Genomic DNA, 6,838 nt, shown 5'->3' on the forward strand with positions numbered 1-6,838 from the left:
TGGCTGGTTTTTTAATTGGGTGAAGCTGGCTCTAACAGCCCCTTATCCAAACAAATGGATGTGGACAAAGCTTTTTCGCCCGAGTCGAACCTTATATGCACGCGCTCTTCATTTACTCGTATAATCGTACCATGGCCATAAGTATTGTGCTGTACCCAGTCCCCTTCCACAAGCTGTGCCTGGGAGCGAATAGCGTTAGGATTTATAATTGCAGGCACCTTCGTCTGTTGAACCGACTTATTTGCTTGTTCTCCATGCTGCGTGTCTGGGTGAACTATATTTTTCACGGCAGTGACAAAGGGCGATTCCCCCGCCTCCTCGCCATCCCGGGAACGATAACTAATAAGCTCCAAATGGCTCCTGGCTCGGGTCATGCCTACATAAAATAATCGGGTTGCCTCTTCCATAAGCTCAGCACTTGCAGCGTCCTCCGTGGAGGGGATCACACCATTCACAAGATCAATCATGTATACCTGGTCAAACTCCAATCCCTTTGAGCTATGCATCGTGGAGAAGGTAACTACAGATGTTCCTCTTCTGGAACGGGCTGTCTTCGCCAAGGCTTTCAAATACTGAAGCCGGTTAGCAAAATCCTCCATGGTCTCAAGTCCGGCGGCAATGTCCTCCAACGTATTGAGGATGCCCAGCAGGTGTTCCTTACGGAATCCCATACGTTCACAACTCTTCTCCAGAGCTTTCTCATAACCAAGCCGAGTCCGAATGACACGAATGGCCTGGAGCGGAGGCATGCCCTTCATTTGCTGGAAAGTTTCCTTCCCATCCCGTAACGGCTTGATTTGGTAATCCTGCAATGGCACATGGGTGATTAGATTATCGAAGACAGACTCCTCATTGTGGATCTCCTTCAACGCCGCCATCTGCTGTTTGCTAATGTATCCGCCCAATTTCAAATGGATTTTCTCCAATATATCTGCTCGCTTATCGGTAAAGCTCATACGCATAAAATTAAGAACATCCTCAACTACCCAATGGGAGAAGAAGCGATGATCTGCATCCTTCATATAAAAAGGGATACCCACCCGATCAAACTCGTTCATCAAACTAATAGCCGAGGAATTGTTGCGGTACAGCACTGCTGCTTCGCCCAGATCATTCACCTGCTGCATTTGTCGTACCAGATATTTGGCCTGCTCCTTGTAATCCGTCAAGCTCTTGAACCGGATCGGCTGCTCTGGCGGATTATGAGTAAACATCTGCTTGGGATAACGGTTAGAATTGCGTTGAATGAACTGATTCGCCGTCTCGACAATCTCCTTCGAGGAACGATAATTATGCTCCATGAATAAAGTAAGCGCCGAAGGGTAGGCTTGTTTAAAATTCAAGAGATAAGCCGGCTCAGCCCCTCGCCAACTATACAAGCTCTGGTCATCATCAGCCACCACGCACAGGTTGCTGTGCCGCTGGACCAGCTTCTCCAGGATCGCATGCTGGACCAAGGAGGTGTCCTGACTTTCGTCTGTTAATACATAATCATAGCGGTCCTGATATTTACGTAGAAGCTGCGGATCAGCTTCCAGAGCTTCATGCCCAATGATTAGCATATCGTCATAATCAATCAGCCGCCCCAAGTGGCTTGTTCTCTTCACTCGCTCATATTCCTGTAGCACCCGCTCAGCGTTCGGAACGTTTGTTTTAACCGTAGCCCACTTCTCTGCAGGAAGCATTTTATTCTTGATATAGCTAATATAAGTCGTCAATTCATCCATCTGGTCATCGGTGATATTCTCGCCAGTGATGGATTTGAACAGGTTCCTTAACAGCATTTTCTTATGGAGCATCCATGACGCTTCATTCTCCAGCCCTGACATGTCCTCCGGAGGGGCTTCTCCCTCAATAATACGATAAGCCGTCCCTGTACGGCGAAAATGCTCTCTCATCACTTCGAAGGCCAGACTATGTATAGTGGAAAAGTCGACGGGCTGTAAATTGGGAAAAAGCCGCTGAAACCGCTCCTTCATATCCGTGGCCGAGGCCCGGCTAAATGTGACCGCCTTGATCCTTGAAGGCTGAATACCCTTTACCTCAATCAGATAGCCAATGCGCATCATGATCGTTGTCGTCTTGCCCGAGCCTGGGGAAGCCAGCAGGAGCAAAGGGCCTTCAGTATGCTCCACGGCTTGCCTTTGTGCCTCATTAAGCTCCAGCCCCGTCTCCAGCCGCTTTCGTTCCAAATAGTGATCTTGTACCTTCATCTAGTAACACGCTCCAGAACGCTATAGCTTCTTAATAAACCAAGTATCGGTAGAACTCTTAAATAAGCCCTTTGTAATGCCGCTGCCGCATCGCCTCATACAGCAAGACAGACGCAGCCATTGCCACGTTCAGGGATTCGGCCTGACCCCGCATCGGAATGATAAGACCGTCGTCCATCAGGTCCCGCACCTCCGGGCTCAGACCGCTGCCTTCGCTGCCGAACAGCAGCCACACCGGCTGTGTAAAGTCATAGGCATAGCAATTCGCCGCCGCCTGCAGGCTGGTGCCCGCCAGCCGGATGCCCCGCTGCTTCGCCTGCGGGAGCAGCTCCGCCAGATTGCCGTGGACCACCGGCAAATGGAACCCCGAGCCCATGGTGGCGCGCAGCACCTTGGGCCCGTATACGTCGGCGCAGCCTGCGCCGACGATCACCCCGTCCGCACCGACCGCGTCGGCGCTGCGGATAATGGTGCCGACGTTGCCGGGGTCCTGCACGCCGTCGAGCACAACCACCAGGCTGCGCTCCTTGCCCAGGAGCGCTTCTGCCGTCCTGCGATCCTTGCGCAGGACCGCAAACACCGGCTGCGGCGACTTCGTATCGCTGCACTTCGCAATCACGGCGGCCGAGACACCAGTCCACTGGATGTCCAGACCCGCCGAGGCCACCTCGCGCAGCTCCTGCGGAATGCCGCGCTCCACGTCATAGCAGACGCATTCGATGTCCGCCTGCGCCCGCAATGCTTCTTGAACGAGGTGAATGCCCTCGATCACATATTTTTCCTGCTTGTCCCGGTTCTTCTTCTCAAGCAGCCCGGCCCATTCCTTGACGCGAGGGTTCTGTGGAGACAATATATCCATACCCGGCCCATCCTTCTATCTCATTTGGAATTTTGGCTTAGCCCTTGGCATAAGCCAGTTCCAGCTTGGTTAAATCATTCTTCTCCCCGACGATAACCAGCACGTCTTCCTCTGTCAGACGATCCGTCGCTGCCGGTGAAATATTCATCTTGGTATCACGTTTAATCGCCATGACATTGCAGCCATATCGTGCCCGGATATCAAGCTCTTTCAGATTCTTGCCCACCATTGCCCGTGGCACACTCATCTCCACGATGCTGTATTCTTCGGACAATTCAATGTAATCCAGAATGTTCGGCGAGGTCAAATGATGCGCCACCCGCAGCCCCATATCCCGTTCCGGGAACACGACCTTGTCCGCTCCAATCTTTTGCAATACCTTGCCATGCAGCTCACTTTGCGCCTTCACAACGATCAAAGGTCCGCCCAAATCTTTCAAGATCAATGTCGTCAAGATACTCGCTTGAATATCCTCACCGATCGCTACGACCACCACGTCAAAATTACGGATACCCAAGGCGCGAAGCGCATCCTCATCCGTTGAATCCGCCGAGACCGCATGTGTCACCAAATTGACGACCTCCTGCGTGCGATGCTCGTCCGAATCAATTGCAAGCACATCAAAGCCCATATTGCTAAGCGCGGTTGCCACGCTTAATCCAAACCGGCCCATGCCGATGACAGCAAACTGTTTTTTTGCTGCACGCGCCATGATTTCACCACCCGATAGCAAATTTCATCCGGTTTAGTATATCACAATCGCTGGGAAACTTGAATTTTCCGGGGACAGAAAGGGTACATTACAATTGGGCAAGTCACATTTCAAGGAGGGAATTTACGTGCCATCCATTACACTCGATTTGCGTCAAGCGATCATGCATAAGGTACACGGCCAGGATGAGCAAGGCTTGCGCGATATGATCGAAGGATCCATCGATGCACAAGAGGCTGCGCTTCCGGGGCTTGGAGTTGTATTTGAGGTGATTTGGAAGCATCTTGATGCCTCCAAGCAGAACGAGCTCCTGTCCGTCCTTAAGCAACAAATGGATCGTATCGATCTCAAACCATTGAAATAGAACAAGCCCGCAAAGGCAAAGCCTCCCCGTAACCGACCGTAAATCGGCTACAGGGAGGCTTACTGCCTTTTGGCTTATGCAAGGCAGCGATCCATCTTAGGGTGCAGTCTCCATGAACTTGGCGTCCGGATTTTTCTCCATTGCCGTCCGCATGGCATATTCATTCTCGAACAAGGCCACGTAGTTGCCTTTCTTGTCCTTCACCAGCGTTGAGTTAACGCGGAACTTGGAAGGATCAACCTTCTCCGCCACAATCCAGCGAGCGAACTGGAACGGCATCCGCTGCAACTGTACATCTACGCCGTACTCGCCCTTCATCCGGTACTCAAATACCTCGAATTGGAGTTGACCTACCACGCCCAGGAGCGTATCCTCAAAGCCCACCGTTGTGAACACCTGAATCGTGCCCTCTTCGGTCAGTTGATCAATCCCTTTTTGATATTGCTTATGCTTCAACGCATTTTTGACCGTCACCTTGGCGAAGATCTCCGGGGAGAACGTTGGCAGTTCATCAAATACCACTTCCCCACCTTGGCTGAGCGAATCCCCGATACGGAAAATGCCCGGGTCAAACAGCCCGATAATATCTCCTGGATAAGCCTCTGTCACGATATCGCGATCCTGTGCCAAGAACTGTTGCGGCTGAGCGAGCTTGATATCTTTGCCAGCTCGTATGTGTCTAACGGACATCCCCCGTTCGAACTTGCCCGATACGATACGCAGGAAAGCAATCCGATCCCGATGCGCCGGGTTCATATTGGCCTGGATTTTGAACACATAGCCCGTGAACTTCTCATGAGTTGGTTCTACCGTACCTTGAGTGCTATGCCGCGGCTCCGGCTTGGGAGCAAGCTGCAGGAAATTGTCCAGGAACGTCTGCACGCCAAAGTTGTTCACAGCACTGCCGAAGAACACCGGGGTCAACTCCCCGCGCTTCACCTTCTCCAGGTCAAACGGATCACCCGCTACGTCCAGCAACTCCAGGTCCTGACATAGTTGATCATGGAGATATTCCCCCGCCATTTCACGAATAACCGGGTCCTGGTAGTTATCTACCTTCTGGACCTGGATCTTGTCATGATCATCGCCTTGAAATAACTCCACCTGGTTCTTCATCCGGTCATAGACGCCCGACAACTCGCGGCCCATGCCAATTGGCCAGTTCATAGGTACCGAGCGAATGCCTAGCACTTGCTCAATCTCCTCCATCAAGTCAAACGGAGACCGCCCTTCCCGGTCTAGCTTGTTAATGAAGGTGAAAATCGGAATACCACGCTTGGCACACACCTGAAACAGCTTAATCGTCTGTGCTTCCACGCCTTTGGCTACGTCAATCAGCATGACGGCACTATCGGCCGCCGTCAGCGTACGGTAGGTATCCTCACTGAAATCCTGGTGACCCGGGGTATCCAGAATGTTCACCCGGTGTCCGTTATAATCAAACTGCATGACAGAAGAAGTTACGGAAATCCCCCGTTGCTTCTCAATCTCCATCCAGTCGCTAGTTGCGTGCTTGCTTGCTTTCCGCGCCTTGACCGAACCGGCCAGACGAATCGCGCCCCCGAACAGCAGCAGCTTCTCGGTCAACGTCGTTTTCCCGGCATCCGGGTGGGAAATGATAGCAAACGTGCGGCGTTTGTCGACTTCCTGCTGCAGCACTTGGTCCAATCCTTTACTCATGCTCACGTTCCTCTCGATTCACAAAGTCACAGCCTCTATTGTAACATATTTTGACCTGTTCTACGCAGCGCCAATTCGTCATTTCCAGTTTTCGCGGATAAATTCATCCCGTCCCGACTGCTCCCGGTCTTCCTTGTAATGTTTCGAGTTCTTCTTGTGATAATCCTGGTGGTATTCCTCTGCCTCATAAAAGGTCACCGCTGGCAAAATCTCCGTAACCACCGGCTTGTCGAACCGCCCACTATTCTCTAACTCCTGCCTGGAGGCCAGTGCAAGCTCCCGTTGCTGCTCATTGTGGTAGAAGATAGCCGTTCTGTATTGCGGCCCTCGATCCTGAAACTGCCCTTCTGCATCCGTCGGATCAATCTGCGGCCAATACAGCTCAAGCAATCTCTCGTACGGAAAAATCTCGGGATCGAACGTAATCTGCACCACCTCATAGTGTCCCGTCGTACCTGTCTTCACCTCTTCATAAGTAGGGTTGTCCTTCGTTCCCCCACTGTATCCAGATACGATGCCCCCAATGCCCGGCAATTCCTCAAAGGGCGTCACCATGCACCAGAAACATCCGCCTGCAAAAGTCGCCTTCTGCATATGTCCCATCTATACCACTTTCCTTTCTCTATCTGACTAAAACAACAGTTCTAAGTAAAGCATTCGGCAGGTAACAGTTCTACGTCAAACAGCTACCTTTTGGGAACGACAAGCTCCCCGCCATGCACAAAGCAAAAAAATCCGAGTATCCCTCGGAGCAGTATTTCATTAGCATGGTTGTTGCTGTTCATAGCACGAATGGTGCCCGTCATAGCAAAGTTATTACTATTCATAACATGAGTTTTGCCGTGCAAAGCTTGGGTTCTGCTGTTCATGGCACGGGTGCGGTCGTCATCAGCAGGTCGTTAGTCAGCCTAAATGTGGTTCACCCAGATTAGCCGATTAGCCGCAGATTAGCGGGAAATCATCCATCTAAAACCGGGTTCTTTCGCCATCATAAACAATTAGCTGGAGGA

7 protein-coding genes are annotated in these 6,838 nt (G+C 51.6%); 2 read left to right on the forward strand and 5 right to left on the reverse strand.

What is annotated here, in order from left to right; translation table 11 throughout:
- Positions 1–11 precede the first annotated feature (11 nt).
- Genes AC1VOR_RS20205 through AC1VOR_RS20215 form a run of 3 tightly spaced genes read right to left on the reverse strand, consistent with a single transcriptional unit; the run spans position 12 to position 3,784 of the window.
- Positions 12–2,213 (reverse strand): ATP-dependent helicase, encoded by a 2,202-nt coding sequence (locus AC1VOR_RS20205; RefSeq protein ID WP_482620501.1) that lies wholly within the window; start codon positions 2,211–2,213, stop codon positions 12–14.
- 58 nt (positions 2,214–2,271) lie between these two features.
- A complete protein-coding gene (locus AC1VOR_RS20210) occupies positions 2,272–3,072 on the reverse strand; it encodes a TrmH family RNA methyltransferase (protein WP_482620503.1) in 801 nt (266 codons plus the stop codon).
- Positions 3,073–3,109: 37 nt separating this feature from the next.
- Complete coding sequence (locus AC1VOR_RS20215; protein ID WP_059049414.1) at positions 3,110–3,784, reverse strand: potassium channel family protein; 675 nt, start codon at positions 3,782–3,784, stop codon at positions 3,110–3,112.
- A 127-nt stretch (positions 3,785–3,911) separates the two neighbouring features.
- Between AC1VOR_RS20215 and sspI the strand changes: the two genes are divergently transcribed.
- Positions 3,912–4,148: a small acid-soluble spore protein SspI gene (sspI, locus tag AC1VOR_RS20220; RefSeq protein ID WP_059049413.1), complete on the forward strand. Its 237-nt coding sequence runs from the start codon at positions 3,912–3,914 to the stop codon at positions 4,146–4,148.
- Positions 4,149–4,244: 96 nt separating this feature from the next.
- Here the strand turns inward: sspI and AC1VOR_RS20225 are convergent, their stop codons facing one another.
- Positions 4,245–5,828 carry a peptide chain release factor 3 gene (locus tag AC1VOR_RS20225; RefSeq protein WP_482620505.1) on the reverse strand — a complete coding sequence of 528 codons (1,584 nt, stop codon included), beginning with the start codon at positions 5,826–5,828 and terminating at the stop codon, positions 4,245–4,247.
- A gap of 78 nt (positions 5,829–5,906) precedes the next feature.
- On the reverse strand, positions 5,907–6,422 hold the full coding sequence (gene msrA, locus AC1VOR_RS20230; RefSeq protein ID WP_482620517.1) for a peptide-methionine (S)-S-oxide reductase MsrA: 516 nt from the start codon (positions 6,420–6,422) through the stop codon (positions 5,907–5,909).
- A gap of 122 nt (positions 6,423–6,544) precedes the next feature.
- Between msrA and AC1VOR_RS20235 the strand changes: the two genes are divergently transcribed.
- Positions 6,545–6,760, forward strand: a complete 216-nt coding sequence (locus tag AC1VOR_RS20235) for a hypothetical protein (protein ID WP_482620507.1) — start codon at positions 6,545–6,547, stop codon at positions 6,758–6,760.
- The last annotated feature ends 78 nt before the right edge of the window (positions 6,761–6,838 follow it).

The organism is Paenibacillus sp. 1SOY10, from assembly GCF_056836745.1.